Origin of the sequence: Clostridium sp. YIM B02551 (assembly GCF_022324735.1) — a bacterium.
GTDB lineage: Bacteria > Bacillota > Clostridia > Clostridiales > Clostridiaceae > Clostridium_T > Clostridium_T paridis.
The window spans coordinates 138760-156019 of sequence record NZ_JAKGTF010000001.1; the positions used below are offsets into that span (position 1 = coordinate 138760).

The following is a 17260-nucleotide window of genomic DNA, read 5'->3' on the forward strand; positions in this document are numbered from 1 at the left end:
ATGAATAAAACAGTTTATATGGATTATTCCGCAACAACTTATGTTAAACCAGAAGTTTTAGAAGAAATGATGCCATTTTTTACTGAAAGTTTCGGTAACCCATCATCATTCTATGCAATTTCAAGAGACACAAAAAGAGCAGTAGACAAAGCAAGAGACAGAATTGCAAAAGTTTTAAATGCTGATTCAGCAGAGGTTTATTTTACTGGAGGCGGATCTGAAGCAGATAACTGGGCAATAAAAGGAGTTGCTTTTGCTCATAGAAACAAAGGAAATCATATTATAACTACAAAGATAGAGCATCACGCTGTACTACATACATGCGAATGGCTTGAAAAGTTAGGTTATGAAATTACTTATTTAGATGTTAATGAAGAAGGATTCATAAACATAGATGAACTAAAGGATGCCATTAAAGATACTACAATATTAGTTTCTGTTATGTTTGCAAATAATGAAATTGGAACAATTCAACCAATAAAAGAAATCGGTGAAATATGCCGTGAGAAAAAGGTATTATTCCACACTGATGCAGTTCAAGCAATAGGAAATCAAGTAATTGATGTAAAAGACATGAAGATAGATTTATTATCTCTTGCAGGTCATAAATTCTACGGTCCTAAGGGTGTTGGAGCACTTTATATAAGAAAAGGTGTTAAAATCGAGAACTTAATTCACGGTGGTGGTCAAGAAAGAGGTAGAAGAGCTGGTACAGAAAATATTGCTGGTGCAGTTGGTCTTGGAAAAGCAATAGAATTAGCTTATGAAAACCTAGAAGAGCACAATAAAAAGCTTGTAGCTTTAAGAGATAAATTAATAGATGGATTATTAAAAATTCCTTATACAAAGCTTAATGGACCAAGAGGGGATAAGAGACTTCCTGGTAATGTAAATGTTGGCTTTGAATTTATTGAAGGTGAATCAATATTACTTTCACTAGACTTTGAAGGAGTATGTGCTTCTTCAGGTAGTGCATGTACTTCAGGATCATTAGACCCATCACATGTACTTTTATCAATTGGACTTCCTCATGAAAAGGCACACGGATCATTAAGATTATCTCTTGGAGATAATAATACAGAAGAAGAAGTTGATTATGTTTTAGAGGTTTTACCTCCAATAATAGAAAGATTAAGAAATATGTCTCCATTATGGGAAGACTTTTTAAAGAAGGGAGAAAAATAATATGATATATAGTGATAAAGTTATGGACCATTTTAGAAACCCAAGAAATGTAGGTGAAATTGAAGACGCCAATGGAGTTGGTGAAGTTGGAAATGCAAAATGTGGAGATATAATGAAAATATATCTTAAGATAGAGGATAATGTTATAAAGGATGCTAAGTTTAAGACTTTTGGATGCGGATCTGCAATTGCATCTTCTTCCATGGCAACTGAATTAATTGTTGGAAAAAACTTAGAAGAAGCATGGGAACTTACAAATAAAGCAGTTGCTGAAGCTTTAGATGGACTTCCACCAGTAAAAATGCACTGTTCTGTATTAGCTGAAGAAGCTATACATAAGGCTATAAATGACTACAGAATAAATGCAGGTTTAGAACCTTGGGATTATGAAGAACATGATGATATTCATGATCAAGTTCACGGGGAATAATATATAACGGGTGAAATTTAATGAATAAAAAAGTTGTTATTGGTATGAGTGGCGGAGTAGATTCTTCTGTCGCTGCATATCTTCTAAAAGAGGCTGGTTACGACGTTGTAGGAGTAACTATGCAAATATGGCAGGAAGATAAGGAATATGAAGAAAGAGAAGGGGGATGCTGTTCCCTTTCAGCAGTTGATGATGCTAGAAGAGTAGCTGATAAAATAGGCATTCCTTTTTATGTGCTTAATTTTAGAGATTCTTTTAAGGAGAAAGTTATAGACTACTTTGTAGATGAGTATCTTGAAGGGAAGACTCCTAATCCTTGTATAGCATGCAATAAGCATTTAAAGTTTGATGAGTTATTAAGAAAAGCTCAAGGTATTGGAGCAGATTATGTTGCAACTGGTCATTATGCTAAAATCGAAGAAAGAGATGGAAGATTCCAGCTTATAAGAAGTGATGATAGTAGAAAAGATCAAACCTATGCTTTATATAATTTGACTCAAGAACAACTTTCACATACACTTATGCCCTGTGGTGAATATACAAAAGATAGAATAAGAGAAATTGCTAAAGAAATAGGGCTTGCAGTTCATAATAAAAAGGATAGTGAAGAAATTTGCTTTATTCCAGATAATAATCATGGAAGATATATAACAATTGCAAAGCCAGGGCAAGTTAAAGAAGGAAACTTCATTGATAAGGAAGGGAATATATTAGGAAGACATAAGGGGATTGTATACTATACAATAGGTCAAAGGAAAGGCTTAGGGATAGCATTAGGAAGACCTGTATTTGTTACTGATATAAATCCAATGACGAATGAAGTAGTTTTAGGACCAGAAGAAGATATATTTAAGACTGATTTAATTGCAAAAGAAGTTAATTTTATATCTATTGATAAGCTAAATGGACCTTTAGAAGTAGAAGCAAAGGTAAGATACTCAGGTAAACCTGCTAAAGCTATCATTTCTCCATATGGAGAAGATAAAGTTAAGGTAAGCTTTGAGGAAAAGCAAAGAGCGATTACTAAAGGTCAGTCTGTAGTATTCTATAGTGGAGACATTGTAGTAGGTGGCGGAGTAATAGAAGGGTTAGTATAATATAAAGATAGATTTATTTAGAGATGGTTATTCAACCATCTCTTTTTGCTATATTAAGAATTAATATTAATTAGAAATTAGGAAACACTATAAAAAAAACAGGAGGATTATTTGTTGAAAAGAAATAAAGATTTTATTGGACTTAGTGTTTTCAAAGCAAATAGCAAAAAGATAGGAATAGTTGTTGATATATTAATCGATTTTTATAATAGTAAAATTACGGGCTTTAGAATGAACTCAACTAATTTTTTCTCAAAAAAGACATTTGTAGATATAAAAGATATTATAACAGTCAAAGACAAAGTAATAATCTCAAAAATCTCTGAAGAAAAAGGAATTCCATTTTCTGAACTTAAGGATATGGATGTAATAGATAAAGAAGGATTAATGATTGGGGTTGTTGAGGATATTGTTGTCGATGAACTTGATTTTGCAATTAAAGGGGTTATTATAAGTTCAGGAATATTTGATAAAATCTTAAGAGGAAAGAGAGTGCTGTTAATGGATAGAGCAATATTAGGAGATAAACAGGTACTTTCTTTAGAAAAAGAAAATATATATTTTAAATCATTACCACATAAGATGGTAGATAGCCATGAATAAATTAATCAAAAGTAAGTGGTTTAAATGGCTTATAACCTTTATAGCAATAGCTTTATTTGTAGTTATTTATAGAAAGGTTGAGATTATACGAGAGACCTTAAGCGTAATTTTAATATCATTTATAATAGCATATTCATTAAAACCATTAAAAAATAAAATCATTGAAAGAGTAAATATAAATCCAAGATTTTTATCAGCACTATTAATTCTATTTACAATTGGTCTAATAGTAGGAAGTTTTGCGCTTCTTATTCCATCCTTAATGAAGGAAAGTATAGATGTAGAAGGTATCATTAGTAGTATATCAGGCTTTATTCTGTCGATAATGAAAAAAATAAAAAGCATCAACAATGAAACACTTGATATAATCATTATACATATGCAAGAAAAAATAAATATTTGGTTAATTAATCTTTCATCAAGTTTTTTTGACATGATAGTAAGGTTATGGGAAAATGCAATCTCAATGGCGGTAATACCTGTTGTAAGCTACTATTTTTTAGCTGACGGTGAGAAGTTGCTAAATAAGTCACTGCTTATATTACCTACAGAAAAAAGAACTGTTATAAAAATAATAAGTAAAGATATAGATAATGTTTTAGGTAGATATATTTTTTCTCAGATAATATTATCATTGATTGTAATTGTATTTACCTTCATTGGCTTGATGATTTTAAAAGTTAAATTCCCATTATGGCTTTCTCTGATAAATGGAATAGCAAATATAATTCCATACTTTGGGCCCTTACTTGGATGGATACCAGCTTTATTCATAGCTTTAATTTCATCTCCTACAAAAGCTATAGAAACAGCTTTTTTATATATGTTTATACAACAGATTGAGGGGGATATAATTTCGCCCAAAATTACTGGGGATTCAGTTAATATGCATCCTTTAGGAATAATAATATTATTACTAATTGGTGAGAAAATAGGCGGAATAGTTGGAATGGTTTTAGCTATTCCAATAGGAGTAATTATTAAAGTGATATATGAGGATATTAACTACTATATATTTTAATTGCTTATATATTGACAAAATATTCTTCTTAACCTATAATTCTAGTAGAAATTTATATTGAGTGATGAAGAGAATTAGTAGAGTTGAAGCTTGTATTCAGAGAGGAAGTGGAGTAGGTGTGAACTTCTTACAAATCAATTTGAAGCTGTCTTGGAGCTTATTTTGTTAAGTGATGCTTATTAATAGCATAATTAGGGTGGTACCGCGGAAGTATAGGCTTTCGTCCCTTTCTTTAGGGATGAAGCCTTTTTTTATTTTTTTAAATTGAACAATGTATTTACGGAGGTAAGAGATATGAAAAAAATGGGTGCAAATGAGTTAAGAGAAGCATATTTAAGCTTTTTTGAAAGTAAAGATCATTTAAGATTAGAAAGTTTTCCACTAGTTCCTAAGAATGACAAAAGTTTATTATTAATAAATGCTGGTATGGCACCATTAAAGCCATATTTTACTGGACTTCAAGAACCACCAAGAAAAAGAGTAACAACATGTCAGAAATGTATAAGAACTGGTGACATTGAGAACGTAGGAAAAACATCAAGACATGGTACTTTCTTTGAGATGCTTGGAAATTTCTCTTTTGGAGATTATTTTAAAGAAGAAATCATTCCTTGGGCATGGGAATTTATTACTAAAACATTAGAAATACCTAAAGATAAATTATACGTTACTATATATTTAGAAGATGATGAAGCTTTTGATATTTGGACATCAAAAACAGATGTAGATCCATCAAGAATCTTTAGATTGGGAAAAGATGATAACTTCTGGGAAATAGGGGTAGGCCCATGCGGTCCTTGTACTGAAATTCATTTTGATAGAGGAAATGGAGAAAAGGTAAATACAGTGGAAGAATTCCTAGCTGCAGCAGATGAAGATAGGATAGTTGAGTTTTGGAATCTAGTATTTACTCAATTCGATAAGGATGAAGAAGGAAACTATAATAAACTTGCTAATCCTAATATAGATACAGGAATGGGTCTAGAAAGAATAGCAACTATTATGCAAGGTGTAAATAATATATTTGAAATAGATACTGTAAGAAGCATTTTAAACAAGGTATGTGAAGTAACTAATTCAAAGTATGATGAAGATAAAAATAAAGATACTTCAATAAGAATAATCACAGACCACGTTAAAAGCGTTACAATGCTAATTTCTGATGGAGTTTTGCCTTCAAATGAAGGAAGAGGATACGTTCTTAGAAGACTTCTTAGAAGAGCAGCTAGACATGGAAGGCTTCTAGGAGCAAAGGATATATTCTTAATAGATATCGTTGATACTGTAATTGAAAATTATGGTCCAGCATATCCTCAACTAGTTGAGAAAAAGGATTATATTAAGAAAATAATTTTATTAGAAGAAGAAAGATTTAATGAAACAATTGACTCTGGAATGGAAATATTAAAAACATATATAGATGAGATGGAAGCAAAAAATGAAAAGACTTTATTAGGGGAGAAAGCTTTCAAATTATATGACACTTTTGGGTTCCCACTAGAATTGACTTTAGAAATATTAGAAGAAAAAAATCTTTTAGTTGATTTAGAAGGCTTTAATAAAGCTATGGAGCATCAAAGGGTTTCTGCTAGGGAAGCAAGAGGAGAAAGCACTTATATGGGGTCAGATGAAAAGCCTATAAACAAGATAGATGCTTCAATAGAAACCGAATTTAATGGATATAGTACGCTTGAATTAGAAGCTAAGGCAGTTGTTTTAGCAGACGATAGTGAATTTAGAAACTCTATATTAGCAGGAGAAAAAGGATATTTAGTAACTGAAATTACTCCTTTCTATGCAGAGATGGGTGGTCAAGTAGGAGATAAAGGAGCAATCTTTAATGATAAATTTACTGGGATAGTATATGACACTAAAAAGAATGTTGGTGGAAAAACTATTCATTATATTAAAGTAAATGAAGGGGAATTATCATTAAATGATAAGCTAACTCTTAAAGTAGATGCTAGAAGAAGAAATGACATTTGTAAGAACCATACAGCTACTCATATGCTTCATGAAGCTCTAAGAGAAACTTTAGGAGAACATGTTTCTCAATCAGGATCTTATGTTGATAGTGAAAGATTAAGATTTGACTTTACACACTTCCAAGGATTAACTAAAGAAGAAATTGAAAAAGTTGAAGCTATAGTAAACGAAAAGATAATGGAAGTATTTGAAGTTAATACAAACCTAATGACTATAAAAGAAGCTAAAGAATCTGGAGCAATGGCTCTATTCGATGATAAATATGGGAATGAGGTTAGAGTTGTATCAATAGGTGAATTCTCAAAAGAATTATGTGGTGGAACTCACGTGAGAAATTCTGGAGAGATAGGTCTATTTAAGATTTTATCAGAAGCAGGAGTTGCTGCAGGTGTTAGAAGAATAGAAGCTTTAACTGGTTTTAATGCATTAAAATTTGTTGAAGATAAAAATAATTTATTAAGAGAAACAGCAAGTATATTAAAGTGTAATGAAAAAGATATTACAACTAAGATAAACACATTATCCCACGAACTTAAAGAAAAAGAAAAAGAAGTTCAAGAACTTAAAGCTAAGTTAGCATCAGGAGCAGAAGAAGATATATTAAAGGCAGTTAAAGATATAAATGGAGTAAGTGTAATAGCTTATGGTTTATCCGAAGTAGATGGTAATGCTTTAAGAGATTTAGCTGATAAAATAAGAAATAAGATTTCCTTAGGAGTAGTTGTACTAGGAAGTACTCATGGTGATAAGGTTAATTTTGTAGCAATGGCTACAAAGAATTCTATAGAAAAAGGAATTCACTGTGGAAAGATAATTAAGGAAGTTGCAACAGTTGCTGGAGGCGGTGGTGGTGGAAGACCAGACATGGCTCAAGCAGGTGGAAAAGACCCAGCTAAATTAACAGAAGCAATTGATAAAGTATACCAAGTAGTTGAAAATTTAGTAAAATAGTATACATTTATCATTAATTCAGTTATAATTTAATTAAATGATGGGAATATTTATATATGTGTTAGTGTAATATTGTGCGAAGGGATGGTGAAGTTGCTTAAGTAGCAGCGAAATATGAAGGACAATTTACAAAATACAATGATGTTTGATAGAAGTAAAGATAGAAAAGATTTAACTAAGGCAATTTTAACAGAAATCTATGATGCACTTATTGAAAAAGGATATAATCCAGTAAATCAATTAGTAGGGTATTTAATTTCTGGTGATCCAACATATATTACTAACTACAACGGAGCTAGAGCTCTTGTTAGGAAACTAGAAAGAGATGAAATTCTAGAGGAAGTAATAAAATCCTATTTAGGAGTAGAGTAAAGAGTGCCTGTGGGGTACTCTTTATTCTTAATATTGGGTATTTTAAATGAATATTAATTTTAAGATTAATATTCATTTAAAACAAAATTACCGTAATTATTCTTTAATTATAAGGAGAAAAAATGCGCATACTAGGTTTAGATGTTGGAACGAAAACTGTAGGTGTAGCAGTAAGTGATCCATTAGGGTTTACTGCTCAAGGTATAACAACTATTAAAAGAAAAAACTATAATTATGATATAGCAGAAATTAAAAAGATATATGATGAGTATTCTGCTGAAATTATAGTAGTTGGTTTACCTAAAAATATGAATGGTACGCTTGGAGAAGCAGCTGAAAGAACTTATAAGTTCTGTGAGAAGCTTGAAGCCTCTTTTAATCCTAAGATTGAATACTGGGACGAGAGACTGACAACTATGGCAGCTCATAGAGCTATGTTAGAAGCAGATTTGTCAAGAGGAAGAAGAAAAGAAATAGTGGATAAAATAGCGGCAGCCTTAATTTTGCAAGGATATTTAGATAGAAATTCTAAATAGTGGCTTCCAATTTTATATATGTGAATAAATTAAGAGAAGGAGTGTATTTATGGAGAACAATGTTGACAAAATTACATTATTAGACGAAGAGGGAGTGGAGACAGAATTTGATGTGTTAACAAAGCTTGATATTGAAGATAATGAGTATGTTATAGTTGTACCTTCAGATTCAGCGGATAGTGAAGAAGAAGCTATAGCATTAAAAATTATTAAAGATGAAGAAGGAAATGATGTTCTTGCAACAATTGAAGATGAAGAAGAATTCCAAATGGTTGCAGAGGCATACGAAGCTGTATTCCAGGAATAAGTAAAAAGAGAGGGTAAATTTATGCCATATTTAAGTGAAAAAGAGATTAATGAGTTAAAAGAAGATTTAAAGAAAAAAGGGTATAAGCTAACACCACAAAGAAGAGCTATTGTAAATACCATAATTGAAAATGAAGGTAAACATCTGACTACCGAAGAGATATATGATGAGGTAAAAAGAGGATGTCCTGAGATTGGTTTAGCTACGGTGTATAGAACTATTTTACTTTTGGAAGAACTTGGCATAATATATAAACTAGATTTAGATGATGGATGCGCTAGATATGAACTTGCTCATGAGGGAGAAACTCATAGACATCATCATCTAGTATGTAACGTGTGTGGAAAGGTCTTAGAAGTAGAAGATGACCTTTTAGAAGTCATTGAAAATAAAATTGAAGAAACATACAACTTTAAAATATTAGATCATTCAGTAAAATTCTATGGAATTTGCAATGATTGTAAAAAATAATAGTAAAGGTATCCTCTTAACAAAGGAGAAGACATCTTTAGTATTTCAAATATAAAAGGAGGGGAAATATGAAAAGAGAAAAAGCAAAAGTTAAAGTAATTCCTCTGGGAGGAATTAATGAAATCGGTAAGAATATTACTGCAATAGAGTTTAAAGATGATATTGTTGTAATAGATTGTGGATTGAAATTTCCAGATGAAGATATGTTCGGAATTGATATAGTTATACCTGATGTGTCATATCTTATAAAGAACAAAGATAAAGTTAGAGGTATATTTTTAACACATGGTCATGAGGACCATATAGGGGCATTACCATATGTCCTAAAGCAATTAAACGTGCCTGTATATGGCACAAAACTAACAATTGGATTGGTTGAAACAAAATTAAAGGAGCATGGGTTACTTAGTACTACTGAACTTATAAGAGTTAAATCTAGAGATGTAATAAAGCTTAACTCAGTTTCAGTAGAATTTATTAAGCAAACTCACTCTATTGCAGATGCTTCAGCAATTGCAATCCATACGCCTATAGGTGCGGTGCTTCATACAGGAGATTTTAAGATTGATTATACTCCAATTGATGGAGAGCAAACTGACTTTACAAGACTAGCTGAACTAGGAAGAAAAGGTGTTCTGCTTATGCTAGCAGAATCAACAAATGTTGAAAGACCTGGATATTCTATGTCAGAGAGAACTGTAGGGGAAAGTTTTATAAATCTATTTGGTAAAGCAAAAGGAAGAATTATAGTTGCAACCTTTGCATCTAATGTTCACAGAATGCAACAGATAATTACTGCGGCACAGATTTATGGAAGAAAAGTTGCTGTTTCAGGAAGAAGTATGGAGAACGTTCTTCAAGTTGCAATGGAATTAGGCTATATAGATGCTGGAAAGGATACATTAATAGGAGTAGATTCTATTAATAAATATCCACAAGATAAGATTGTAATAATCACAACTGGTAGCCAAGGGGAACCAATGTCAGCTTTAGCAAGAATGGCTAGTTCTGACCATAAGAAAATAAATATATTAGAAGGGGATACTGTAATTATTTCAGCATCACCTATTCCAGGAAATGAAAAGTTAGTGTCTAAAGTTATAAACTCTTTATTTAAAAAAGGTGCAAATGTAATTTATGAGGCTTTAGCTGATGTCCATGTATCTGGTCATGCGTTCCAGGAAGAACTTAAATTAATGCATACATTAGTTAAACCAAAATACTTTATGCCAGTGCACGGTGAATATAGACATTTAAAACAGCATTGTGATTTAGCTATTAAGCTAGGATTACCTGATAAAAATGCTTATATTCCTGAAAATGGGGAAGTAATAGAAGTAACTAGAGATGGAATAAGAAAAAATGGTACTGTTGTTTCAGGTCAAGTCTTTGTTGATGGACTTGGAGTTGGAGATGTAGGAAACATAGTATTAAGAGATAGAAAGCATTTATCACAAGATGGTATTTTAACCGTTGTTGTAACAATAGAGAAAGAATCAGGTACAGTTATTGCTGGTCCAGACATTATTTCTAGAGGTTTTGTATATGTAAGAGAATCTGAAGGATTGATGGATGAAGCAAGAGATATTGTTAAAAATGTGTTAAAAGATTGTGAGGAAAGAAAAATTACAGATTGGGCAACCTTAAAGTCAAACATGAAGGATCAATTAAGAAGTTTCCTTTATGAAAGAACTAAGAGAAAGCCTATGATACTACCAATAATTATGGAAATTTAATTAGGGGGAAAGACAATGCAAAATATTTATGATAAAGTTCACGCTTTAGCTGATGAGTTAAGAAAAGATCCTCAAGTTGTAGCTTATAGAGAAGCAACAAATAAAATAAATGAAAATCCAGAAGCAAAGAAAATGGTTGAAGATTTTAGAAGAATTCAATTTGAAGCTTATAGTGAACAAGTCCAAACAGGAAAAATATCAAAAGAAACAGAGGAAAAAATGCAAAATCTTGGGACTTCTATAATGTTAAACCCACAAGTTTCAAGTTATATTTCTGCTGAAGCCTCATTCGCTCAGATGTGGGATGATATTTTAAAAATCTTAAATGACGCAATAGGAGTAAATATTATTGCACCATCTCAAGAATAAGATTTGACTTTTTTACTCTCTAATATTAGAATGTAATATAGACTGAAGATTGGATACGTAAGTATCCAATTTTATTTTGCAAATTTTGCTTGGAGGAATAAAAATGAATTTAACTGTAAGAGAAGATATAAGAAATATTGCTATTATTGCCCATGTTGACCACGGTAAGACAACATTGGTAGACGCACTACTTAAGCAAAGCAATATATTTAGATCTAATGAAAAAGTCGAAGAAAGAGTAATGGACTCTAACGACTTAGAAAAAGAAAGAGGAATAACAATCCTTTCTAAAAATACTGCTGTTATACATAATGGAATTAAAATAAACATTATCGATACCCCAGGACATGCTGATTTTGGTGGAGAAGTTGAACGTGTACTTAAAATGGTTGACTCTGTTCTACTTGTTGTAGATTCTTATGAAGGTCCAATGCCACAAACTAAGTTCGTTTTAAGAAAAGCTCTTGAATTAGGATTAAAACCAATTGTTGTAATAAACAAAATTGACAAGCCTAATGCAAGACCTGAAGAAGTTATTGATGAAGTATTTGATCTATTCTTAGAACTTGGAGCTGAGGACGAGCAATTAGACTTCCCAATTGTTTATGCATCTGCAAGAGACGGAATAGCTAAGCTAGAAGTTGAAGATGAATCAGATAATATGGAACCTTTATTTAAAACAATAGTTGAGAGAGTTGAGCCACCTAAGGGACATGCAGACGAGCCATTACAAATGCTTATAACTACATTAGATACAAGTGAATATGTAGGTAAAATAGCTATTGGTAAGATTGTACGTGGAACTATCAAGAAGAATCAAAACTTATCAATTGTTAAACAAGATGGAAAAATCACAAACTTTAAAGCTTCTAACATATATACATATGAAGGGTTAAAAAGAGTTGATGCAGAAACTGCTTCAATTGGTGATATTATAGCAGTTTCAGGTATTGGTGATGCTAATATCGGTGAAACAATTGCAGATTCAGCTAATCCAGAAGCACTACCATTTGTTGATATAGACGAACCTACATTAAACATGAACTTCATGGTTAATGATTCACCATTTGCAGGAAGAGAAGGAGAGTTTATAACTTCAAGACACTTAAGAGATAGATTATATAAAGAACTTGAAACAAACGTAAGTTTAAAAGTAGTTGAGATTTCTCCAGATTGTTTTGAAGTATCAGGTAGAGGAGAACTTCACTTAGCTATATTAATAGAAACTATGAGAAGAGAAGGTTATGAATTACAAGTTTCTAAACCAAATGTTATATTTAAAGAAGAACATGGTAAGAAGCTTGAACCAATAGAATACTTAACTATAGATGTTCCAGAAGAATTTATGGGACCTGTAATGGAAAAGTTAGGACCTAGAAAAGCAGAAATGGTTAATATGACTTCTGCACAAAATGGATATACTAGACTTGAATTTAATATTCCAGCAAGAGGACTTATAGGATTTAGAAATGAATTCCTAACTGATACAAAGGGTAACGGAATAATGAACCACGTATTCCATGGATACGAACCATACAAGGGTGAAATACCAGGAAGAAGCAGAGGTTCAATAGTTGCATTTGAATCAGGAGATGCTTTAACTTATGGATTATATAATGCACAAGAAAGAGGTACTTTATTTATAGGTGCTGGTACAGAAGTATATGAAGGTATGATAGTTGGAGAATCTTCAAGAGCAGACGATTTAGACGTAAATGTATGTAAGAAGAAACATTTATCAAATACAAGATCATCTGGTTCTGATGATGCATTAAAACTTTCTACACCAAGAGCTATGTCACTTGAACAATCATTAGAATTTATTAATGGTGATGAGTTAGTAGAAGTTACCCCTGTAAGCATTAGAATGAGAAAAAGAGTTCTAGACAGTGGTGAAAGAAAGAAACAAATTTCAAGAAGTAAAAAATAACTCATGGATAATAGGGCTTCTATTATGAAGCCCTATATTTAGGGTTTCTAATAGGAAATTCTGAACCATGAGTTCCCTTATAATTTGGAGGAAGTATAATGAGTGGAGTCACTTATGATTATATGGAAAAATATATAAGAGATCTTATTCCGGAAAAGGAAGGATACTTAAAAGAACTTGAGGATTTTGCACATGAAAACCATGTTCCGATTGTTCAAAAAGAAACTGCAAAGTTTTTAGAATTTATGGTGAGTTTTCAAAAACCAAAGAGAATATTAGAATTAGGTACAGCTATAGGATATTCATCAATACTTATGTATGAAGCTTCAAATAAGGAGGCTTATATTACGACTATTGAGAGAAGTGACGAAATGATAGCTATGGCTAAGAAGAATATAGAAAAGTTTTCCTTAGAATCATCAATAGAAATATTACAGGGGGATTGTTTAGAAATTCTTGAAAAATTAACAGAACCTTATGATATGATTTTCATGGATGCAGGAAAAGGCCACTATAATCATTTCTTACCACACTGTTTGAGATTGCTTAAAACAGATGGTATAATCATAGCAGATAATGTATTATTTAGAGGAATGGTTGCTTCAGATGAACTAGTTAAAAGAAGAAAAATCACTATTGTTAAGAGAATGAAAACTTACTTAGAATTAGTTTCAAAAGATAAGGACTTAATAACCTCTGTAATACCAATGGGCGATGGAATTGCGTTAACAAAGAGGAGGTAAAAAGTAATGAAAAAACCAGAACTATTAGCACCAGCAGGTAGTTTAGAAAAGCTTAAAATAGCTATAGACTATGGCGCAGATGCTGTATATATAGGTGGAAGCAAGCTTAATTTAAGAGCTTTTGCGGACAATTTTACAAATGAACAAATTAAAGAAGGAGTAGAATATGCTCATTCTAGAGGAAGAAAGTTATATGTAACACTAAATGTTTTCCCTCATAATGGAGATTTAGTTGGACTTGAAGACTATTTAAAGGATATTTATTCATTAGGAGTAGATGCAGTCATTGTATCAGATCCATCAATTATTGTGACAGCAAGAGATGTAGTTCCTAATTTAGAAATACATTTAAGTACTCAAGCTAATAACGTTAACTGGAGATCAGCTAAGTTCTGGCACGAACAAGGAGTAAAAAGAATTGTTCTAGCAAGAGAACTTTCTATGGTTGAAATTAAAGATATAAGAGAAAAGCTTCCAGAAGATTGTGAACTTGAAGCATTTGTTCATGGTTCTATGTGTATGAGTTACTCAGGAAGATGCCTATTATCTAACTATATGACTGGTAGAGATTCCAACAGGGGAGCGTGTGCGCAACCTTGCAGATATAAATATTATCTTGTAGAGGAAAAAAGACCTGGAGAATACTTCCCTATAGTTGAAGACGAAAAGGGAACTTATATAATGAATTCAAAAGATTTATGCATGATAGAACATATTCCAGAACTTATGGAGAGTGGAATATACTCATTTAAGATAGAAGGAAGAATGAAAAGTGCATATTATGTTGCTGCAATAGTAAAATCCTATAGAGCTGCAATTGATGCTTATATGGCTGATCCAGAAAATTATCAATTAAAACAAGTTTGGGTAGATAATTTATTAAAAGTTTCTCATAGAAGCTACCATACAGGTTTTTATTTTAATGAACCCAATAAACAAGTATATGACGATTCTTCTTACATTAGAGATTTTGATATAGTTGGAGTAGTTAAAAGCTATGATGAAGCTACAAAGATAGCTGTAATAGAACAGAAGAATAGAGTATTTGAAGGCGATAAGGTTGAAGTTTTAACTCCTGATAGAGAAAACTACACAATTGAGCTAATGGATATGAAAGATGAAAAAGGAGCAAAAATTGATGTAGCTAATAAGGCTGGAATGGTATTTACAGTTACAGTAGATGCTCCATTAAAAGAAAAAGATATGCTTATAAAGGGAAAATAAGGAGGAAAAACATGAAGAAACCAATTCTTATTGGAATAACTGGGGGCACAGGATCCGGAAAAAGTTCAATTGCGAAAGCAATATATGAGAATTTTAATGAAGACTGTATAGGAATGATTCAAGAGGATTCATATTATAAGGATCAAAGTCATTTAGCTATGGAAGAAAGAGTTAAAACTAATTACGATCATCCAATGGCTTTTGATAATGATTTGTTAGTTGAACATTTAAAGGCTTTATTAGCTGGCAATAGAATAGAGATGCCAATATATGATTTCTCAATACATAATAGAAAAAAAGAAACAATTGTATTAGAACCAAAGGAAATCATAATAGTTGAAGGTATATTAGTTCTTGAAGATGAAAGAATAAGAGATCTTCTTGACATAAAGATATATGTGGATACTGATGCTGATGTTAGAATAATAAGAAGAATAGTTAGAGATATTAACGAAAGAGGAAGAACCTTAGAATCCGTTATAGAGCAATATTTATCTGTAGTTAGACCAATGCATCTACAATTTACAGAACCAACAAAGAGACATGCTGATATTATAATACCAGAAGGTGGACAAAATAAAGTAGCTATAGATATTATGGTATCTAAAATAAAACAAATATTAAAATAGTGTATAAAACATCTCCCTAGAGTCAAGAATTTAACCGGGGAGGTGTTTTTTTATGGTAAATTCCATACATGCAAAAAGAAGTAAGTATATGGGGATAGGGTTTTGTATACTTTTTATTCTTTTATCAGTGAGAACATATATTGTAGTAAATAAATATAATCCAGATAGAGCAAGTGTTTCTATGGTTAATTATCAAGTGGAGAACATTTCTCAAAATAACTATATGATGCTAGATTCTAAGGGAAAGGATTTAATGACCTATACAAAGAAGTATGTAGTTGTTATTGATTCTAAACCATTTAGTTTAAATAACTGTGATGATAATATGCAAAATCTATTAGCGTTTAACTTTATTATGAAAACCCAAGTAGATAATTTTAGCTATGATGAGATATTAAAAAAGGCTGGAAAGAGCTATTTTGTAGTTAATGAAGATACTTATAACAAAGTAAAAAATATGACTAATATAAAGGGTATATATGCTTATACTTATGATGAGTCTGATAGCAAGAATTCCTGGTCTATTACAGACTTATTAAGTAAGGTAAATACTAAGGATAAGTATGAAGAAGATTCACTAGAAGCTACATTGCAAAGTTATATTAAAAATAATAAATCACCACAAGTCAAATTTTCTTTAGATAAGTCAGGAGTCTACAAAGAGGAAGGATATGAAGTTAATAAGGATAATAAAAATATTCAGTTAACTTTAGATTTAGATTTAAATAGTAGAATAAAAGATATCTTAAATAGAAGTGAGTATTCTAACTTAAAGAATGTTGGTGTAGTTTTAATGGACAGTGAAAGCGGAGATATTAAAGCTCTAGTCCAAAAAGATGAATCACAGCCCAATCTATTAATTGGGGCAGAAGGAGTAGGTTTTGAACCAGCTTCAACTTTTAAACTACTTGTGGAACAGGCAGCATTAGAGGATAAGGATGTTTCATTAAGTGATAAGTTCGTGTGTAAAGGTGAAATATGCCAAAAAAATGGTAAGCCATATTCTCATGGAACTTTATCTGTTAGAGATGCTTTGTTAGTATCCTGTAATGACACCTTCTTTCAGGTGGCTCAAAAAGTAGGCTATGACAATTTAATGAAATTAGCTGAGTCTGAAGGTTTGTATAGTAAGAATTTGGGATTAACAAAAGAAATTTCAGGAACTAAGCCAAAAGAAGAAGCAGGACTTAGTAACATAGGTATAGGGCAGGCTATGACAGTTACTCCAGTACAAATGGCAGGTGCAATAAATACTATTGTAAATGGAGGAGTTTATGTTAAGCCTAGCATAGTTAAGTCTATATTAGATATTAATGATAAGCCTGTGAAAAACTATATGAGTACTAAAACAAGAATTATTTCAAAAACTTCAGCAGATGAAATAAAAGAAAATATGAGAGAGGTAGTTAAAAAAGGTACTGGGACTAATGCCTTTATACCGAATATAGATATAGGAGGTAAAACAGGTTCAGCAACAGGTGCTCAAGGAACGACTCATGGATGGTTTAGTGGTTATTTTAATATAGGAAAGAAGTATTATACTATGGTAATCTTTGTTCCTGATATTAATGGTAAAAATGAAGAAGGAGAGAATTTAGTAGGAGGAAATACAGGTGCTCCTATTTTTAAGGATATTGTTTTGGATATGATGAAAAATAAATAATTTAATT

17 protein-coding genes and 1 other annotated feature are annotated in these 17260 nt (G+C 31.5%); all 17 genes read left to right on the forward strand.

Features of this window, described 5'->3' with window-relative positions; translation table 11 throughout:
• The 17 genes from nifS (at nucleotide 1) to L1S47_RS00835 (ending at nucleotide 17253) form a co-directional block, all read left to right on the forward strand.
• The gene (nifS, locus tag L1S47_RS00755; RefSeq protein WP_238881547.1) at nucleotides 1-1185 is read left to right on the forward strand and encodes a cysteine desulfurase NifS; all 1185 of its coding nucleotides are present in this window, start codon (nucleotides 1-3) and stop codon (nucleotides 1183-1185) included.
• 1 nt (nucleotide 1186) lies between these two features.
• Nucleotides 1187-1615: a Fe-S cluster assembly scaffold protein NifU gene (nifU, locus tag L1S47_RS00760; protein ID WP_238881550.1), complete on the forward strand. Its 429-nt coding sequence runs from the start codon at nucleotides 1187-1189 to the stop codon at nucleotides 1613-1615.
• Nucleotides 1616-1635: 20 nt separating this feature from the next.
• Complete coding sequence (gene mnmA, locus L1S47_RS00765; RefSeq protein WP_238881555.1) at nucleotides 1636-2712, forward strand: tRNA 2-thiouridine(34) synthase MnmA; 1077 nt, start codon at nucleotides 1636-1638, stop codon at nucleotides 2710-2712.
• Between the two features lie 114 nt (nucleotides 2713-2826).
• Complete coding sequence (locus tag L1S47_RS00770; protein WP_238881557.1) at nucleotides 2827-3315, forward strand: PRC-barrel domain-containing protein; 489 nt, start codon at nucleotides 2827-2829, stop codon at nucleotides 3313-3315.
• Nucleotides 3308-4336 carry an AI-2E family transporter gene (locus L1S47_RS00775; protein WP_238881560.1) on the forward strand — a complete coding sequence of 343 codons (1029 nt, stop codon included), beginning with the start codon at nucleotides 3308-3310 and terminating at the stop codon, nucleotides 4334-4336. The genes L1S47_RS00770 and L1S47_RS00775 overlap by 8 nt, the downstream gene beginning before the upstream one ends.
• A gap of 55 nt (nucleotides 4337-4391) precedes the next feature.
• Nucleotides 4392-4567: a binding site (T-box leader), on the forward strand.
• 63 nt (nucleotides 4568-4630) lie between these two features.
• Nucleotides 4631-7273, forward strand: a complete 2643-nt coding sequence (gene alaS / locus L1S47_RS00780; RefSeq protein WP_238881563.1) for an alanine--tRNA ligase — start codon at nucleotides 4631-4633, stop codon at nucleotides 7271-7273.
• 114 nt (nucleotides 7274-7387) lie between these two features.
• A complete protein-coding gene (locus L1S47_RS00785; protein WP_202767375.1) occupies nucleotides 7388-7645 on the forward strand; it encodes an IreB family regulatory phosphoprotein in 258 nt (85 codons plus the stop codon).
• A gap of 122 nt (nucleotides 7646-7767) precedes the next feature.
• Complete coding sequence (ruvX, locus tag L1S47_RS00790; RefSeq protein ID WP_202767374.1) at nucleotides 7768-8181, forward strand: Holliday junction resolvase RuvX; 414 nt, start codon at nucleotides 7768-7770, stop codon at nucleotides 8179-8181.
• A 49-nt stretch (nucleotides 8182-8230) separates the two neighbouring features.
• A complete protein-coding gene (locus L1S47_RS00795) occupies nucleotides 8231-8488 on the forward strand; it encodes a DUF1292 domain-containing protein (protein ID WP_238881566.1) in 258 nt (85 codons plus the stop codon).
• Nucleotides 8489-8509: 21 nt separating this feature from the next.
• Complete coding sequence (locus L1S47_RS00800) at nucleotides 8510-8959, forward strand: Fur family transcriptional regulator (protein ID WP_202767372.1); 450 nt, start codon at nucleotides 8510-8512, stop codon at nucleotides 8957-8959.
• Nucleotides 8960-9027: 68 nt separating this feature from the next.
• The gene (locus tag L1S47_RS00805) at nucleotides 9028-10695 is read left to right on the forward strand and encodes a ribonuclease J (RefSeq protein WP_238881574.1); all 1668 of its coding nucleotides are present in this window, start codon (nucleotides 9028-9030) and stop codon (nucleotides 10693-10695) included.
• 15 nt (nucleotides 10696-10710) lie between these two features.
• Nucleotides 10711-11064 carry a YlbF family regulator gene (locus tag L1S47_RS00810; protein ID WP_238881576.1) on the forward strand — a complete coding sequence of 118 codons (354 nt, stop codon included), beginning with the start codon at nucleotides 10711-10713 and terminating at the stop codon, nucleotides 11062-11064.
• Between the two features lie 103 nt (nucleotides 11065-11167).
• Nucleotides 11168-12994 carry a translational GTPase TypA gene (gene typA / locus L1S47_RS00815; protein WP_238881579.1) on the forward strand — a complete coding sequence of 609 codons (1827 nt, stop codon included), beginning with the start codon at nucleotides 11168-11170 and terminating at the stop codon, nucleotides 12992-12994.
• 98 nt (nucleotides 12995-13092) lie between these two features.
• On the forward strand, nucleotides 13093-13737 hold the full coding sequence (locus tag L1S47_RS00820; RefSeq protein ID WP_202767368.1) for an O-methyltransferase: 645 nt from the start codon (nucleotides 13093-13095) through the stop codon (nucleotides 13735-13737).
• A gap of 6 nt (nucleotides 13738-13743) precedes the next feature.
• On the forward strand, nucleotides 13744-14961 hold the full coding sequence (locus L1S47_RS00825) for a U32 family peptidase (protein WP_238881581.1): 1218 nt from the start codon (nucleotides 13744-13746) through the stop codon (nucleotides 14959-14961).
• A gap of 11 nt (nucleotides 14962-14972) precedes the next feature.
• Entirely contained in the window at nucleotides 14973-15590 is a 618-nt protein-coding gene (udk, locus tag L1S47_RS00830) for a uridine kinase (RefSeq protein WP_238881584.1), read from the forward strand.
• Between the two features lie 52 nt (nucleotides 15591-15642).
• Nucleotides 15643-17253: a penicillin-binding transpeptidase domain-containing protein gene (locus L1S47_RS00835; RefSeq protein ID WP_238881595.1), complete on the forward strand. Its 1611-nt coding sequence runs from the start codon at nucleotides 15643-15645 to the stop codon at nucleotides 17251-17253.
• The last annotated feature ends 7 nt before the right edge of the window (nucleotides 17254-17260 follow it).